This window comes from Burkholderia sp. GW821-FHT14F03, assembly GCF_058803765.1.
Window position 1 is genome coordinate 87,342 of sequence record NZ_JBXAPG010000021.1, and the last position, 16,267, is coordinate 103,608.

General features: G+C 70.0%; 15 protein-coding genes. 7 read left to right on the plus strand and 8 right to left on the minus strand.

What is annotated here, in order from left to right:
* Positions 1-280: 280 nt before the first annotated feature.
* From bioA to bioB, 4 genes are read left to right on the plus strand one after another with little or no spacing between them, the layout of a single operon-like run.
* A complete protein-coding gene (gene bioA / locus AC1RQF_RS16355) occupies positions 281-1,627 on the plus strand; it encodes an adenosylmethionine--8-amino-7-oxononanoate transaminase (RefSeq protein ID WP_273999378.1) in 1,347 nt (448 codons plus the stop codon).
* Positions 1,624-2,835 (plus strand): 8-amino-7-oxononanoate synthase, encoded by a 1,212-nt coding sequence (gene bioF, locus AC1RQF_RS16360; protein ID WP_492872477.1) that lies wholly within the window; start codon positions 1,624-1,626, stop codon positions 2,833-2,835. Before bioA ends, bioF begins: the two co-directional genes overlap by 4 nt.
* Positions 2,832-3,557 carry a dethiobiotin synthase gene (gene bioD, locus AC1RQF_RS16365; RefSeq protein WP_492872478.1) on the plus strand — a complete coding sequence of 242 codons (726 nt, stop codon included), beginning with the start codon at positions 2,832-2,834 and terminating at the stop codon, positions 3,555-3,557. Before bioF ends, bioD begins: the two co-directional genes overlap by 4 nt.
* 40 nt (positions 3,558-3,597) lie before the next feature.
* Positions 3,598-4,647 (plus strand): biotin synthase BioB, encoded by a 1,050-nt coding sequence (gene bioB, locus AC1RQF_RS16370; protein ID WP_492872479.1) that lies wholly within the window; start codon positions 3,598-3,600, stop codon positions 4,645-4,647.
* Between the two features lie 420 nt (positions 4,648-5,067).
* Here bioB and AC1RQF_RS16375 read toward each other — a convergent pair whose 3' ends face one another.
* The 7 genes from AC1RQF_RS16375 to AC1RQF_RS16405 form a co-directional block, all read right to left on the minus strand.
* A complete protein-coding gene (locus AC1RQF_RS16375; protein WP_273999384.1) occupies positions 5,068-5,775 on the minus strand; it encodes a copper homeostasis protein CutC in 708 nt (235 codons plus the stop codon).
* Between the two features lie 58 nt (positions 5,776-5,833).
* A complete protein-coding gene (locus AC1RQF_RS16380; RefSeq protein WP_492872488.1) occupies positions 5,834-6,577 on the minus strand; it encodes a hypothetical protein in 744 nt (247 codons plus the stop codon).
* Between the two features lie 25 nt (positions 6,578-6,602).
* Positions 6,603-8,009, minus strand: coding sequence for an alkaline phosphatase (locus AC1RQF_RS16385; RefSeq protein WP_273999386.1), 1,407 nt, complete (start codon positions 8,007-8,009; stop codon positions 6,603-6,605).
* Positions 8,010-8,041: 32 nt separating this feature from the next.
* Positions 8,042-9,487 carry an alkaline phosphatase gene (locus AC1RQF_RS16390; protein WP_492872480.1) on the minus strand — a complete coding sequence of 482 codons (1,446 nt, stop codon included), beginning with the start codon at positions 9,485-9,487 and terminating at the stop codon, positions 8,042-8,044.
* A gap of 160 nt (positions 9,488-9,647) precedes the next feature.
* The gene (locus tag AC1RQF_RS16395) at positions 9,648-10,076 is read right to left on the minus strand and encodes a hypothetical protein (RefSeq protein WP_273999389.1); all 429 of its coding nucleotides are present in this window, start codon (positions 10,074-10,076) and stop codon (positions 9,648-9,650) included.
* 5 nt (positions 10,077-10,081) lie between these two features.
* Positions 10,082-10,462 (minus strand): hypothetical protein, encoded by a 381-nt coding sequence (locus AC1RQF_RS16400; RefSeq protein ID WP_273999390.1) that lies wholly within the window; start codon positions 10,460-10,462, stop codon positions 10,082-10,084.
* 261 nt (positions 10,463-10,723) lie between these two features.
* On the minus strand, positions 10,724-12,013 hold the full coding sequence (locus AC1RQF_RS16405; RefSeq protein ID WP_273999391.1) for a sensor domain-containing phosphodiesterase: 1,290 nt from the start codon (positions 12,011-12,013) through the stop codon (positions 10,724-10,726).
* Positions 12,014-12,299: 286 nt separating this feature from the next.
* On the opposite strand from AC1RQF_RS16405, the gene AC1RQF_RS16410 reads away from it, so the two are divergent.
* The 3 genes from AC1RQF_RS16410 (at position 12,300) to AC1RQF_RS16420 (ending at position 15,005) form a co-directional block, all read left to right on the plus strand.
* Positions 12,300-13,970, plus strand: a complete 1,671-nt coding sequence (locus AC1RQF_RS16410) for a Na+/H+ antiporter (protein ID WP_273999392.1) — start codon at positions 12,300-12,302, stop codon at positions 13,968-13,970.
* A 94-nt stretch (positions 13,971-14,064) separates the two neighbouring features.
* Positions 14,065-14,565: a type VI secretion system amidase effector protein Tae4 gene (locus AC1RQF_RS16415; RefSeq protein WP_492872481.1), complete on the plus strand. Its 501-nt coding sequence runs from the start codon at positions 14,065-14,067 to the stop codon at positions 14,563-14,565.
* Positions 14,562-15,005: a type VI secretion system amidase immunity protein Tai4 gene (locus AC1RQF_RS16420; protein WP_492872482.1), complete on the plus strand. Its 444-nt coding sequence runs from the start codon at positions 14,562-14,564 to the stop codon at positions 15,003-15,005. The genes AC1RQF_RS16415 and AC1RQF_RS16420 overlap by 4 nt, the downstream gene beginning before the upstream one ends.
* Positions 15,006-15,098: 93 nt before the next feature.
* Here AC1RQF_RS16420 and AC1RQF_RS16425 read toward each other — a convergent pair whose 3' ends face one another.
* Positions 15,099-16,241, minus strand: a complete 1,143-nt coding sequence (locus tag AC1RQF_RS16425; protein ID WP_443111542.1) for a nucleoside hydrolase — start codon at positions 16,239-16,241, stop codon at positions 15,099-15,101.
* Between the last annotated feature and the right edge of the window lie 26 nt (positions 16,242-16,267).

Here is a 16,267-nt window from a genome sequence, read left to right on the forward strand (position 1 = left end):
AGCGTCACTTTGCCGTCGTCAAAAGCGGACTTCTCCAAGGAACGCGCCCGAACCGTCGCGAGACGTCGACAACTGCCCGCAACTCCATGCCAGACAAGGCTCGGCGGGTTTGTAACGGCTAGTGCAACGAGGCGCGGAACGCGCTAATCTCGGCCCGGTTTTGGTTTTGCACGCATGCGTTTTCACGCCGCCCTGGGCCGCCCGCCGGCCATCGGATCCGGCGGCGGGCCGCGCCCCCGTGGTTGCGCCCGCAACGCCGCGTCTTCGTCACGGAGTCGTTTTGAACACACCAGCGACCGATGACTGGGTCGCGCGCAGCCTGCGCGCGGTCTGGCATCCCTGCACCCAGATGAAGCACCACGAGCGGCTGCCGCTCGTTCCCGTCGCGCGCGGCCACGGCCCGTGGCTGTACGATCGCGCCGGCCGGCGCTATCTCGACGCGATCAGCTCATGGTGGGTGAACCTGTTCGGCCATGCGAACCCGCGCATCAACGCGGCGCTCAAGGACCAGCTCGACACGCTCGAACACGCGATGCTCGCGGGCTGCACGCACGAGCCCGCCATCGAACTCGCGGAGCGGCTCTCGGCGCTCACGCAGCACACGCTCGGCCATGCGTTCTTCGCATCCGACGGCGCGTCCGCCGTCGAGATCGCGCTGAAGATGAGCTTCCACACCTGGCGCAATCGCGGTCGGGACGCGAAGCGCGAATTCGCCTGCGTCGCGAACGGCTATCACGGCGAGACGGTCGGCGCGCTCGGCGTCACCGACGTGCCGCTCTTCAGGGATGCGTACGATCCGCTGATCCGCGCCGCGCACGTGGTCGCATCGCCCGACGCGCGCCTCGCGCAGCCGGGCGAAAGCGCGGCCGACGTCGCCGCGCGCGCGCTCGCCGATGTCGAGCGGCTGTTCAACGAGCGCGGCGACCGGATCGCCGCGCTGATCATCGAGCCGCTCGTGCAGTGCGCGGCCGGCATGGCGATGCACGATCCGTCCTACGTGCGCGGGCTGCGCGCGCTGTGCGACGCGCACGAGGTGCACCTGATCGCCGACGAGATCGCCGTCGGCTGCGGCCGCAGCGGCACCTTCTTCGCCTGCGAGCAGGCAGGCGTGTGGCCCGACCTGCTGTGCCTGTCGAAGGGCATCACGGGCGGCTACCTGCCGCTGTCGATCGTGCTGTCGCGCGACGCCATCTTCGCGGCGTTCTACGACGACGACACCGCGCGCGGCTTCCTGCATTCGCACTCGTACACGGGCAATCCGCTCGCGTGCCGCGCGGCGCTCGCGACGCTCGACCTGTTCGCGAGCGACGACGTGCTCGCCGCCAACGCGCGCAAGTCGGCGCGCCTGCGCGAGGCGCTCCGGCCGCTCGCCGCGCATCCGCGCGTGCGGCACCTGCGCGAGCGCGGCACGATCTTCGCGTTCGACGTCGCGCTCGACGGCGAGGCCGCGCGCACGTTCCCGCGCCGCTTCTTCGAGCATGCGCTCGCGCGCGAAGCCCTGCTGCGCCCGCTCGGCACCACGGTCTATCTGATGCCGCCGTACATCCTCGACGACGACGAGCTCGCGTGGCTCGCCGCGCGCACGCTCGACACGCTCGACGCCACGCTCGAAGGAGCCGCCGCATGACCCATCCCCTGCTCGACACGCTCGCCCGCGGCCTCGCCGCCCTCGACGCCGACGGCCTGCGCCGCCTGCGCCGCATCGCCGACACCGCGTGCGACGCGCACATGACGGTCGACGGGCGGACGATCATCGGTTTCGCGAGCAACGACTACCTCGGCCTCGCCGCGCATCCCCGGCTCGTCGACGCGTTCGCCGAAGGCGCGCGCCGCTACGGCTCCGGCAGCGGCGGCTCGCACCTGCTCGGCGGACACTCGCGCGCGCACGCGCGGCTCGAGGACGAGCTGGCCGCGTTCGCGGGCGGCTTCTGCGACGCGCCGCGCGCGCTGTACTTCAGCACCGGCTACATGGCGAACCTCGCCGCCTTGACCGCGCTCGCCGGACGCGGCGCGACGATCTTCTCCGACGCGCTGAACCATGCGTCGCTGATCGACGGCGCACGGCTGTCGCGCGCGACCGTGCAGATCTATCCGCACCGCGACACCGACGCGCTCGCCGCGCTGCTCGCCGCCTCCGACGCCGACACCAAGCTGATCGTCACCGACACGGTGTTCAGCATGGACGGCGACGTCGCGCCCCTCGCGCGCCTCGTCGCGCTCGCGGAAGCGCACAACGCCTGGCTCGTCACCGACGATGCGCACGGCTTCGGCGTGCTCGGCCCGCAGGGGCGCGGCGCGCTCGCCGCGCAGGCGCTGCGCTCGCCGAACCTCGTCTACGTCGGCACGCTCGGCAAGGCGGCGGGCGTCGCGGGCGCCTTCGTCGTCGCGCACGAGACCGTCATCGAATGGCTGGTCCAGCGTGCGCGCAGCTACATCTTCACGACGGCCGCGCCGCCGTCGGTCGCGCACGCGGTATCCGCGAGCCTCGAACTGATCGGCGGCGCCGAAGGCGACGCGCGCCGCGCGCACCTCGGCCAGCTGATCGAGCGCACCCGCGCGATCCTGCGCCGCACCCGCTGGCATGCGCCCGACTCGCACACGGCGGTGCAGCCGCTCGTGATCGGCGACAACGAGACGACGCTCGCCGCGATGGCCGCGCTCGACGAACATGGCCTGTGGGTGCCCGCGATCCGGCCGCCGACGGTGCCCGCCGGCACCTCGCGGCTGCGCGTCTCGCTGTCGGCCGCGCATTCGTTCGACGATCTCGCGCGCCTCGACGCCGCGCTCGCGCATGCGGGCGACGCGGCCGCCGCGCGGGAGGCGCGCGCCGCATGACCGCCCCGCTTTCGCTGTTCGTCACCGGCACCGACACCGAGATCGGCAAGACCTTCGTCAGCGCCGCCCTGCTGCACGGCTTCGCGCGCCACGGGCTGCGCGCCGCCGCGATGAAGCCGATCGCGGCGGGCGCCTACGAGCGCGACGGGGTCTGGCGCAACGAGGACGCGGACCAGCTCGACGCCGCCGCGAACGTCGCGCTGCCGCCCGCGATCCGCACGCCGTTCCTGCTGAAAGCACCCGCCGCGCCGCACATCGTCGCCGCCGAGGAGCGCGTGACGCTCGACATCGGCACGATCGTCGCCGCGCACCAGCGCGCGTGCGAGGCGGCCGACATCGTGGTGGTCGAGGGTGTCGGCGGGTTCCGCGTGCCGCTCGACACGACCCGCGACACCGCCGACCTCGCGGTCGCGCTCGGCCTGCCGGTGGTGCTCGTGGTCGGCATGCGGCTCGGCTGCATCAACCATGCGCTGCTCACCGCCGACGCGATCGCCGCGCGCGGCCTGACCCTCGCCGGCTGGGTCGCGAACCGCATCGACCCGGCGATGGGCTATGCCGACGAGAACCTCGACACGCTGCGCCTGTGGCTCGAACGCGAGCATCGCGCGCCGCTCGTCGGCAGCATCGCGCACCAGAGCCCGCCCGATCCCGCGCGTGCGTCGCACGCGCTCGATATTCCCCGCTTGCTGGACACGCTGCGCGCCGCGCGCGGCGCGTCCTGATTGCCCCTTCCACGTTCCCACGACACAACCAGGAAACGACATGACCGAAGCCCAGACCACCTCCCCGACGCCCGCCGCCGTGCCGGTGGCCGCTCCCGCCGCCCCGCGCTGGCGCGTGGCCGACGTGCTCGCGCTGTACGAGCTGCCGTTCAACGACCTGATGTTCCGCGCGCAGCAGGCGCATCGCGCGCACTTCGACGCGAACGCGATCCAGCTGTCGACGCTGCTGTCGATCAAGACCGGCGGCTGCGAGGAAGACTGCGGCTACTGCTCGCAATCGTCGCACCACGAGACGGGCCTCAAGGCCGAGAAGCTGATGGACGTCGACGCGGTGCTCACCGCCGCGCGCGTCGCGAAGGACAACGGCGCGACCCGCTTCTGCATGGGCGCGGCCTGGCGCAATCCGAAGGACCGCCATCTCGAGCCGATCAAGGACATGATCCGCGGCGTGAAGGAGATGGGCATGGAGACCTGCGTGACGCTCGGCATGCTGGAGGCGCATCAGGCGCAGGCGCTGTCGGAAGCGGGCCTCGACTACTACAACCACAACCTCGACACCTCGCCCGAGTTCTACGGCCAGGTGATCTCGACGCGCACCTACCAGGACCGCCTCGACACGCTCGACCGCGTGCGCGACGCCGGCATCAACGTGTGCTGCGGCGGCATCATCGGCATGGGCGAATCGCGCCGCGAGCGCGCGGGCCTGATCACCCAGCTCGCGAACCTGAACCCGTATCCGGAATCGGTGCCGATCAACAACCTGGTGGCGATCGATGGCACGCCGCTCGAAGGCACCGCGGCGCTCGACCCGTTCGAGTTCGTGCGCACGATCGCGGTCGCGCGCATCACGATGCCGAAGGCGATGGTGCGCCTGTCGGCCGGCCGCGAGCAGCTCGACGACGCGATGCAGTCGCTGTGCTTCCTCGCGGGCGCGAACTCGATGTTCTACGGCGACCAGCTGCTGACCACCGGCAATCCGCAGGCGGAAGCCGACCGGCAACTGCTCGCGCGGCTCGGGATGCGCACGGAAGTCGCGCAGCAGATGCCGAAGGAAACCGCGCAGTCCTGCGCGCACGGCGCGGCGAACTGATCAACCGATCGACTGATCGCGCGGTCCGGGCCGCCTGGCGGGGCGGCTCGGCGGCGCAGGCCCCGCTCCGCGTTGCGCGGCAGTCGTCAGGGCCGGGCCGATAGGCCCGACGCGGGGCCTGCATCGTCGCGAACCGGCCTGCGCGGCCCGCGACGAGCCGTGCCGGAATCCCGCGCCTCATCGGCCGCGCTCGACATCGGGCAAGCCGTCTTCGACCGCGTCGAGGCATACGACCGGCCTCTCCCGCCTCCGCTTCCGCTTCAAACGTCGCATCGTCACGCCCGACGCGGATCGCAACGCCGACCGGCCGGACACCGGCTTCATGTGTTTTCGCGCGGGCCCCGGCCGCTTCGCCCTTGCGCGGCGGCTCACCCCGCGCATGCGGGTCGGGGCCGCGCGCGCCGGCCCCCGGCTGAACCGCTACGCCGCCGCGTCCAACGCGGCGCGCGCCTTCGCCACCTGGCGCGCGTCGACGGGCGCGAGCACCTCGCCGCGCTCGCGCACGCCCGAGCCGAAATGCACCGCGCGCACGCCGGTCGCACGCGCGAATTCCCCGACTGCCGCCACCGTCAGCCCCGCGCCCGCGAGCACCGTGCACGACGTACCCGCCGCGCGCCGCACCATCCGCGCGATCACGTCGCGGCCGTCCAGCGCCGAAGGATGGCCGCCCGAGGTCAGCACCGACGTCACCGCCGGCACGCGCAGCAGCACCTCGAACGCCGCGTTGAGATCGCGCGCGACATCGAACGCGCGATGGAAGGTCAGCGGGCGGCCGTCCGCCGCGTCGGCGACGCGCTGCAGCGCGTTCACGTCGACCTCGCCGTGTGCGTCGAGCATGCCGAACACGATGCCGTGCGCGCCGGCCGCGACCGCCGCGCGCACGTCGCGCGCGATCGTCGCGAGATCGTCGGCGTCGTAGTGAAACGAGCGGCTGTGCGGTCGCACGATCACGTTGACCGGGATCGGCACCGCGGCCACCACGGTTTCGATCAGCCCGACGCTCGGCGTCAGGCCGCCCTCGCCGATCGCCGTCACGAGTTCGAGCCGGTCCGCGCCCGCGCGGGCGGCGGTGCGGGCGTCGCCGACCGTGGTGGCGATCACTTCGAGGAGCAGGGAGGAGGCAGGCATCGGCGGGCTCGTCGTCGGGTGGGATCAGCCTGCATCCTACCCGACCCGCCGCGTCCGATCAGTCGAGGAAGTCCGCGTATTCCTTGCGCGCGTACCCTTGCAACTGAGCCCACGGCGACGTCGCGGCGCGCGCGACCGGCGTCAGCGTGAGCTTGCGCGTGACGCGGCCGTCCGCGCTCCGGTATTCGATCGCGAGCGGCGCCTGCAGCGTCTCGCTCCACAGGATCCGGTTCAGCCCCTGCGCGCCGGCCGTCGCGACCTTCTGCTCGTACCAGCGCGTGCCCGGCGCGCGGCCCGGCTTCGCGCTCGCCGCGAGCGGCTTCAGGCGCGCGGGCGGCGTCAGGTAGTACGCGTTGTCCCACGAACCGTCGAAGCCGGTGGTCTCGTATTCGGCAGGCGGCACATCGACGACGGTCCGCTCGGCGGCGCTCACGTACTCGATCCGCGCGCGCCGGCCGTCATGGGTCACATGACGCGCCGCCGACGCGAAGTCGAAGTGCTTGTGGCCGGCGTGCGCCTCCGCCGCGACGGGCCGCACGCCCGTCGACGCCGCGTCCGACGCATGAGCCCGGGCCTGTTCATGCGCGTGCCCGTGTTCCGCCTCGCCGCCCGCGCCGGGCTTCACGCGCTCGACCCACACATGTCCCTCGCGCCGCACCATCGGCTCGCGATACGAGGTGGTGCGCGTCACGCCGTCGGCGCCCACCGTCATGCTTTCGTGCAGCAGCACCGCGTCGAGCGCGGGCGCGGCGCAGGCCAGCGCCGCCGCGCAGCCGCACGCGAGGCCCGCGAGGGCCCGCATTCCGATTCCGTTCATCGCCGCCCGCTCAGAAGCCGAACGCCGAGCGCACGAGACCGAACACCTTCGTGTTGTCGATCGTGCCCTTGAACGCCTTCGCATCGGCGCCGTCCGCGAACAGCATCACGTCGCCGCCGCCGTGCGTCTCCGATCCCGGCCCGCCGACCCGCACGCCGACCTCCTGCAGGTAGGCCTCGTCCGTCACGACCGCCGAATCGACCGACGTGCGCACGTTCGGCCGGTTCGCGCCGTTGCCGAACACGAGCGTCGTGTAGGTGTTGCCGTCCGCGTCCTTGTTCGGCTGGCCGTCGCGATAGCTGCGGCTGATGTCGAGGATCGGATTGCCGCGCTTCGAGTAGCCGTTGATCGTCATCGTGTGGTCGTGGTCGGCCGTCACGACGATCAGCGTGTTCGACAGGTCGACCTTCGACAGCGCGACGCGGATCGCCTCGTCGAACGCGCCGGCGTCCTCGAGCGCGCGCTTCGCGTTGGTGCCGTGCAGCGCGTGATCGATGCGGCCGCCCTCGACCATCAGGAAATAGCCGTTCGGATTCTGCGCGAGCACGTCGATCGCCTTCGAGGTCATCTCCGCGAGGCTCGGCTGCGTCGGCCCCTCGCCCTTGCCGGCGGCGCGGTCCAGTTCGTATTCGAGGTGGCTCGTCGTGCTGAACAGCCCGACCAGCTTGCCTTGCTTGACCTGCGCGAGCTGGTCCTTGGTCGCCGCGACCGCATAGCCCTTCGCGCGCAATTCGGCGAGCAGGTTGCGCCCGTCCGCGCGGCCGCGCTTGTTGCTGGCGGCATCGTACGGCGTCCAGTGGTTGCGGCCGCCGCCCATCAGCACGTCGACGCCGTCGCCCAGCGCCGCGTTATAGCCCACTCCGCCCGGCACGGCCTGCGCGGCGATGTCGTACTGCGCGTCGCGATGGCAGATGTGCGAGTAGGTCGCGGCCGGCGTCGCGTGGGTCAGCTCGGTGGTCGTGATCGCACCGACCGCCTTGCCGCGCGCCTTCGCGAGTTCGAGCAGCGTCGGCACCGCGCGGCCGTTGCCCGGCGCGCAGTTGTTGACGGTCTTGTTGCCGTTCGCATCGGCGCCCGGCGCCACCGCGCGCGTGTCGGACGACATCGACAGCACCTCGTTGTTCATCTTCACGCCGGTCATGTACGCGGCCATCGACGGCGCGCTGTCGGTCGTCTGCGCGTCGTTCGAGAAGGTCTTCACGCGCGCCGTGCGCGCGAGCTTCTCCATCGTCAGCTGGCCCGCCTCGCCCACCTTGTAGATGCGGCTCGCGGTGACCGTGGTCGGCCCCATGCCGTCGCCCAGAAAGAAGATCACGTTCTTCGCCTGGCCCGCGGCCTGCGCCGCCTGGCCGAAGCCCATGCCCGCGATACCCGCCGCGGCCAGCGTCGCCGCCGCGATGCGCTTGATAGTCGACATCCTGTATTCCCCTGTTCCCTGAAAGGCCGCGCTCACAGCTGCACCGCGCTGCGGACCAGCTCGAACACCTTGTTGTTCTCGATCACGCCGTGGAATTGCTCCGCGCCCTTGCCGATCGCGCCGAGGAACACGTCGGTGCCGCCGTGCGTTTCGCCGCCCTTGTCCATCCGCACGACCGCTTCCTGGCGATAGTCGTCCGCGCCCGTCACCGCGTCGCTGAGGTTGGTGCCCGCGCGGCTGCCCTGCACGCGGTTCTCGCCGTTGCCGAAGCCGATGATCGTGTACGGCGCGCCGTCCGCGTCCTTCGCGACCGCGCCGTTCTGGTAGTTGCGCAGCACGCCGAGCACGCCCGGCTTGCCCGCCTCGGTCTTGCCCGTGCGCGCCGCATAGCCGTTCAGCACCAGCGTGTGGTCGTGGTCGGCCGTGACCACGATCAGCGTGTTCTCGAGCTTCGGATCGGTCTTGCGCACCTTGTCGAGCGTCGCGCGGATCGCGTTGTCGAACGCGATCGTGTCCTGCAGCGCGCGCTTCGCATTGGTGTCGTGCAGCGCGTGATCGATCCGGCCGCCCTCGACCATCAGGAAATAGCCCTTCTGGTTCTTCTGCAGCACGTCGAGCGCGCGCGTCGCCATGTCGGCGAGGCTCGGCTCCTTGGCCGGATTGCGGTCGAGGTCGTAGCTCATGTGGCTCGACGCGAAGAGGCCGAGCAGCTTGCCGCTCCTGGTCGCGTCGGCCGCCTGCAGCTCGTCGCGGGTCTGCGCGACCGCGTAGCCCTTCGCCTTGAACTCGGCGACGAGATTGCGCCCGTCGACGCGCTTGCCGCCGCCGTCCTTCGGCACGAAGAACTGCGAGCCGCCGCCGAGCACGACGTCGACGCCGTCGCGCAGCGCCGCGTTGTAGCCCGCGCCGCCCGGCACGAGCTGCGCGGCGATGTCGTTCTCCGCGTCGCGGTGGCACACGTGCGAATAGGTCGCGGCGGGCGTCGCGTGGGTGACGCGCGTGGTGGTGACGACGCCCGTGCCCATGCCGCGCTCCTTCGCGATCTCGAGCAGCGTGCGCGCGGCCTTGCCGTTGTTCGCGCCACAGTTGCCGGTGAGATCCTTGGTCGGCTCGATCGCCTTCGTGTCCGGCGTCATGGCGATCACTTCGTTGTTGGTCTTCACGCCCGTCATGTAGGCGGACATCGACGGCGCGCTGTCGGTCACCTGCGCGTCGTTCGAATAGGTCTTCACGAACGCGGTTTCCGGCAGCGTGTCGAGCGTCAGCTCGCCGTCCTCGCCCACCCCGTAGATGCGCGCGGCGGTCAGCGTGGTGAGCCCCATCCCGTCGCCGAGGAAGAAGATCACGTTGCGCGCCGCGGTCGCCTGCGCCCCGTCGTCGATGCGGGGCACCGCGCTCGTCGGCCCGTCGTCGCTACCGCAGCCCGTCGCCGCGAAGACGCTTGCACAGAGCAGCGCCGCCAGTCTCGTTCGCTTCATGTTTTCGGCTTCCTTGATGGAGTCTTTCAAAACGAAAGGACGATAAGGGGCCGATGTGACGCGAATGTGAAGGCAAATGAAAGTATCCGGAAATGAAAACGGAAGGATCGGCGGCGGGCGTGGGACGCCCGCGCGTGCGGTTCCGCGGTTCCGCGGTTCGTCAGTCAGCCAGCTCGCGCCCCGCCGCGCGTGCACCGGGCGCGGCGAACCACCAGCCGAGCCAGCCGAGCAGCACGGCGAGGCACGCGCCGCGGATCAGCCCGCTCGCCGGCACCTCGATCGCGATCCCGTGGTTCGCGGCGGCGAGCAGCGAGAGGAATTCCGGCGACAGCCGCATCGCGAGCAGCGTGAGCACGTCGAGCAGGGTGATCGCCGAGGTGACGAGCAGGCCGATGCCGACCGGCCGCATGCGCGGCGTGACGCGCGCGATCCACGCGCCGAGCAGGTACAGGAGCGCCGTGCAGACGAGCGCGACCAGCACCCCGCGATGCTTGAGCGGCACCGAGGGCGCCCAGATCAGCACCATCTCGGCAACCATCAGCACGAGACTCGCGATCCCGACGCACAGCAGGCCGATTGCGTTGCGCACGAAGTTCATCGTGCGTCCCGCACGAAGTAGGCGGTGGCGGCCGGACGATACAGCAGGTAGAGGAACAGGGCGGCCAGCACCGCGCCCGGCAGCAACATGATCTTGAACGGCGAGGTGACGAGCGAGAAGGCGAGCGTCGCCAGCGTGATGACGGTGTAGAGCGTGCGCGCCCACGCGCGCCCCTTCAGGATGCCGACGCCCGCGACGAGGCACAGCGCCTGGGAGGCGATGGAGACCGCGAGCATGACCGGCAGCGGCATCATCGAGCGCGCGAACACAGCCTGCGCGCTCGGATTGTGCAGGGTCCACGGCCACACCAGCAGCGCGATCGCATTGGTGACGACGATGAACCAGCCGAGGATGCTCAGGGAGACGGGTCTTTTCATGGTGTTGTTGTGCGTCCTGGGATCGATCCGGCGGCGCGCGGCGCCTAGTCTCTCCATACGCGCCCCGTGAAGTTCGCGCCCATTCTCGGCCCGCGTTGCGGAAAAATCAACCGCGCGGACGGGCGGCGGACGAAGCGAGCCGCCCGAGTCGCCCGACCCATCCGGGGGAAGCGCGCGCCGCGCCATGACCCGCGCGGCGCACCGACGCGGAGAAAGAAGGCGGGCCGGCGGCGCGCGCACCGCGGCCCTTGCCCGCGCCGCCTAGTCGCCCGCCGCCGCGTCCTCGTCGAGCCAATCGATGTCCGCGCACAGCACGCACTGCGCATCGCCGACCCGCAGCGCGGCCGACAAGGTCACGCACGGCAGCGCCTCGTTGATCGACAGATACGGCCGGGTCGCATGCACGCGCCCCGGCTCCGCGATCGCCGCGCGGAAATACGGCCGGCGCAGCCAGTTCGCCCCCTGCGCGTCGGCGAGCGGCGTGAAGCGCGATTCGGGCGCCGCGCGATCGGCGCGCAGCACCACGTTGCGGCCCGTCTGCCGCCCGTTCGCATCGAGCAGGAAGCAGCGCGCCGCATGATCGAGCGCGAGGAAATTCCAGCACACCTCGTCGAGCGGTTCGCCGCCCACGAGCCGGTCGACCGCGCGCTCGAACGCGCGCAGGTAGGGCGCGAGCCGCTGCGCGTCGCGCCGCTCGCGCGCATCGGTCCGGCTGCGATGGCGCTCCGTCAGTTCCGCGATGCAGGTGGACGCCGCCACGCTGTCCGGCAGGCCCGGGGCGGGCCGGCCGAAGAAATAGCCCTGCACGAAATCGGTCCCGCACGACAGCGCGATCTGCGCCTCGTGTTCGGTCTCGATGCCCTCGATCAGCACCAGCTTGCCCGCCTCGTGCAGCAGCGTCACGAGCCCGTGCAGGATCGCCGTGAGACCGGTGCGGTGCTGCGCCTGCGACAGCATGATGCGGTCCAGCTTGACGATGTCCGGATTCAGCTGCCAGATCCGCTCCAGGTTCGAATGCCCCGCGCCGAAATCGTCGAGCGCGATCAGGAAGCCCTGCTCGCGAAACGCGCGCACCGCCTCGGCCAGCTTTTCCAGATCGTCGGCGCGCTGTTCGAGCACCTCCAGCACGACGCGCCGGGGCGGCACGCCGAGCCGCGTCAGGTTCGCGAGCAGCGCCGCCGCCTGGAACGGATCGGTGAGCGCGCACGGATTCACGTTGAGGAACAGCCACTCGCGCCCGGCGCCGAGCAGTGCGAAGTTTTCGAGGTGCAGCGCCTGCGCGAGGCGGTCGACCTGCATCAGCTCGCCGTGGCGCGCGGCCTCGCCGAACACGTCGAGCGGCGACACCGGCCGGTCGAGCGGATCGTGCGCGCGCAACAAGGCCTCGTAGCCGACCGCGCGCTGGTGCGACAGGCTGAAGATCGGCTGGAACACGCTCGTCAGCGTCAGCTCGCGATGCCGGGTCACGACGCGGTCGAGGCCGGAGGCCAGCTCGGGCTCGAAGTGGTACGGCGATGCGCTCATCGGGCGCTCCTGCTGGGCGATGGTCATGTCAGCCTCCTCATGACGCTCTCATCGGCAGGCGGTAGGTTCGGCTCTCGGGTTTTCATCACGGATCCTCGGTTATCCAATTTAGTTGTGACCACCACCAAGCAAGCTCCGTGCGCGCTCTCGCGCGCGGCCGGCCTGATATTTCGGTGCCCGATTCATTCCGGATGCCTGCCGCCGGGGCTTTTTTGCACCAAGCCGGTGCAATCGGCCGCGGGGCCGGGACGACGCGCACCTTGCGGGCACGTTACACTCCGTACCGTTCCTGTATTGCCACCTGCACGTTTCAATGGAAATTGTCTTTACCGTCCTGATCCTGCTGCTGGCCGTCGCGCTGTCCGGGATGATCACCCGGGTGCTGCCGCTGCGCCTGCCGCTGCCGCTCATGCAGATCGCGATCGGCGCGCTGCTCGCGTGGCCGACGTTCAACCTGCACGTCACGTTCGATCCCGAGATCTTCATGCTGCTGTTCATCCCGCCGCTGCTGTTCGCGGACGGCTGGCGGATCCCGAAACGGGAGCTGTACCTGCAGCGGCGCGCGATCCTGATGCTGGCCTTCGGCCTCGTCTTCATGACCGTACTCGCGGTCGGCTATTTTGCGCATTGGTTGATTCCCGGCCTGCCGCTGCCGATCGCGTTCGCGCTCGCGGCCGTGCTGTCGCCGACCGACGCGGTCGCGCTGTCCGGCATCGCGGGCAAGGGCCGGATCCCGCCGCAGCTGATGCACATCCTCGAAGGCGAGGCGCTGATGAACGACGCGTCGGGCCTCGTCGCGCTCAAGTTCGCGATCGCCGCCGCGCTCACCGGCGTGTTCTCGCTGCGCGACGCGTCGATCAGCTTCGTGATCGTCGCGTCGGGCGGCCTCGCGACGGGCGCGCTGCTGTCCTGGCTGTTCAGCGCGCTGTCGACGCGCTTCCTCAATTCGTCGCAGGAAGGCGACCCCGCGCCCGGCATCGTGATGACGCTGCTCGTGCCGTTCGCGGCCTACCTGATCGCCGAGCATCTGGGCCTGTCCGGGATCCTGTCGGCGGTCGCGTCGGGGATGATGATGAACTACACGAACTTCTCGCGCACCAGCACGGTGGCGTCGCGGATCCGCGCGGAAAGCACCTGGGCGATGATCGAGTTCGTGTTCAACGGCATGGTGTTCATCATGCTCGGGCTGCAGCTGCCTCACATCATCGGCCGCGCGCTCGTCGACGCGCATCACACGAGCGACGCGCTCGTCGGCGCGATGCTCGGCTATGTCGCGGCGATGCTGGCCGCGCTCTATGCGATCCGCTTCGCGTGGGTGTGGCTGCTGCGCTGGATCGCGAGCCGGCGCGCCGCGAAGCGGGGGCTCGCCGGCACCATGGCGGGGCTGCGCACGATCGCGGTGATGACGGTCGGCGGCGTGCGCGGCGCGATCACGCTCGCGGGCGTGCTGTCGATTCCGGTCGCGCTCGACAACGGCGCGCCGCTCGCCGGCCGCGACACCGCGATCTTCATCGCCTCGGGCGTGATCCTCGGCTCGCTGTGCATCGCCGTGGCCGGCCTGCCGCTGCTGCTGCGCGGGGTCCGCTCCAGCCACAACCCGCATGCGGAGGAAGAGCGCGCCGCGCGCTCGGCGGCCGCCCAGGCCGCGATCCGCGCGGTCGACTCGACCCACGACGCGCTCGCCGTCGAGCTGGACGAAGCCGCCGCCGCGCGCTGCACGGAAGTCACGGCGCGCGTGATGGACCAGTACCGGCGCCGGCTCGCGGGGCTCGTCGGCGAGAGCGAGCCGCTCGCCGAGGCGAAGCAGGCGGAGAAGATGGAGTTGCAGATGCGGATCGCGGGCATTCGCGCCGAGCGCGCGGTGCTGTACCGGCTGCGCGGGGAACAGAAGATCAACGACGAGACGCTCGCGAAGCTGATGCGCGAGATCGACCTGTCGGAAAGCGCGCTGTCGACGCGGAAGAAGGGTTTGGTCGGCGGGTGAGGGACGGAGATTGCAGCGTCGTCCCATAGCCGCCTGGCATCCGTGTCTGGATCATGACGTTCCTGCCAACTGATCAACTTGAGTGCGGAACGCCATGACACGCCCTTCCTTCGCCACCGCTTGGGCCGCCGCGATGCGAATCTACGAACCTGCAACAACCGGAGCAACTATCGCCAAGATAATTGGCGGTACCGTTGCGCGGAACATAACCAACCCGGATCCGCAGCAACGATGGGTAAATACGTGCGCGGTCAGAATGAGCTATGTCCTGAATCAATCGGGCGTGATCGTACCGCGCCTCCCAAGAAGAACCGTTTCGGGAGCGGATGAGAAGTGGCATTTCTATCGTGTCAAAGATCTCATCGAGTTTCTGAGGCAACGATGGGGCCCACCCGAAGTCGTCCCGTTTCCACCGGCTGGCGGCGGCACACTTGCCAACAAGAAAGGAGTGGTTCTATTTGAGGTGTCGGGGTGGTCGACTGCGAACGGCCACGCAGCTTTGTGGAACGGTTGCAATTGCTATGACCAATGCTACTTTAATCAACGTGAATCGACCTATCGAACCACACGTGCCAATTTTTGGAGCCTGTCGTGACGAAGCGGCTTAAGATCATTGCAACCCTGCTTGCAATTGCGACCCTCACGACGTCGGGTACTCAAGCGGCAAATAATACGACCTCCCCACAAGCCCACTCCCGTTCCGATCGGCAAAACTTCAAGGACATGGTGCTCGCCACCTGCGTCGCCGACGCATACCGGCAGGCGCCGCTCGCGGCGCGCGACGCGGGCAGCAGCGTCAGCGCCCTGCAGGAATGGTCCCACTACGACATGGAGCGCGCGCCCGATACGATCCGCGCGCTGGTCGACGCCTATCTCGCCCGCGACTACCGCAATCCGCTCGCGGAAGCCGAGGCCCCGGGCTTGCGATTCGATTTCCTCAAATGCCTGGACCTCTATCACAGCGCCGCGCTCGACACGCTCGCGCGACGCTTGACCGCCCCGCCGGCCCGCGCCTCCCGGCCGCGCAGCCGTTGAAGCTCCACCCGGCCTCGCGTCGCCGGCAAAAACAAAAGCGGGCCGGCGGCCCGCTTTCTTCATGCATGCGCCGGGCGCGTCAGCCCGCCCGCCTCACTGCGCGAGCCTGACCGGCACCGGACGCGTCAGCAGATCCACGTACAGCTCGAAGAAGCGCTTGCTGTCGAACTGCTTCACGATCTTCACCTTCTGCAGCGCGGCGCCCTCGGGCTGCCGCGCATAGCCGATCGACCGACCGTTGTCGGGGCGGCCCGGCTTCGCGACCACGTCGAGGTATTCCTCCGACACCTCCGTCGCGTAGCTCGGATCGAGCAGGTACGCGATCGTCAGCGTGTCCCAGATGTTCTGCGTGTAGTTCGGGTTGTTCTCGAAGCCGTCCTTGCCGGTGAAGCCATAGCCGTTCATCTGGCGATAGACCTCGGTGACCGCAGTCGGGTGCGCCGGGTGCGCGATGCGGTCATAGATCGGCTTGGTCAGGAACACCGTGTCGGTGACGTCGAGCGGCACCACCACCTGCGGGATCGGCAGGCGCACCACCTCGCGCGCCGCGTCCGGATCGAACCACCAGTTGAACTCGGCCGCCTTCGTCGTGTTGCCCGCCACGTGCACCGCGCCGCCCATGTAGATGATCTGCTTGATCAGCGGCACGATCGACGGGTCGCGCTTCGCCGCGAGCGCGAGATTGGTCAGCGGACCGACCGCGAGCACCGTGATCTCGTGCGGATTCGCCTTGACCGTGCGGATGATGAAGTCGACCGCATGCTCGCGCTGCACGTAGGTGCGCTTCGCGAAGCCGTCGGGCGGCGCCTTCAGGTCCGACGCATGGCGCGGCTCGGGCGAATCCCACGCGCCCAGGTAGCCGTCGCCGCCCGCGCCCGCCGCCAGTTCGCGCTTGATGGTCGCGTAGTTGTGATCGAACGCGTAGTTCGCGCCGCTGTAGATGCCGATCTGGCTGCCCGCGCCGAGCCGCTCGACCGATTTCAGCGCATCGGCCACGCCCTGCTTGAGCCATTGGTTGCCCGACACGACCGTGATGCCCATCACCTTGAGCTTGCCCTCGGCCTGCAGCTGCGCGGCCATCACGCCGAGCTGCCCGTCGTCGCTCATCGTGTTGTAGTCGCTGTCGATGATGATCTTCGGCACGCCGTCCGTCGGCGTCGGCGCCGCCATCGCGCCGCCCGTCGCCAGCGCGGCGAACGCCGCGACTCCCACCCATTTGATGATCCCTGTCTTCATCGGCTTGCGCCCCCTCGAATGGCCGG